At 64.1% G+C, this 301-nt stretch carries 1 protein-coding gene; it reads right to left on the bottom strand.

The annotated features are described in order from the left end of the window. Positions 1 to 301: transposase (locus ACZIRK_RS45605; RefSeq protein ID WP_474419899.1), on the bottom strand; the 301-nt coding region annotated here is incomplete at both ends.

The raw sequence follows: 301 nt of genomic DNA, 5'->3' as shown, positions 1-301 counted from the left end.
AAGAGCGCCCAAGCAATTCGCGCTGTCTTGTTGGCCAGCGCGACCGCTGCCACCTTGTACGGACGTCTGGCGAGCAGCGCCCTCAACCACGGCCGCGCCCGATCGGCCTTCCGGGCAATTCGCAGGACGGATGTCGCCCCAAGAACGAGGAGGCTCCGAAGTTCGGGGTTTCCTATCTTCGAGATGCGTCCCATCCGCTCCTTGCCCCCACTCGAATGCTGTCGTGGCGTCAGTCCCAGCCAGGCAGCAAAGTGACGAGCGGATTTGAAGCCGCCGGGATCTGGCACCAGCGCCTTGATGG

The sequence above is a fragment of the Bradyrhizobium sp. Leo114 genome, from assembly GCF_055229415.2.
Note: the sequence above shows the minus strand (reverse complement) of the source record. Positions and strands in the feature narration are given on the sequence as shown.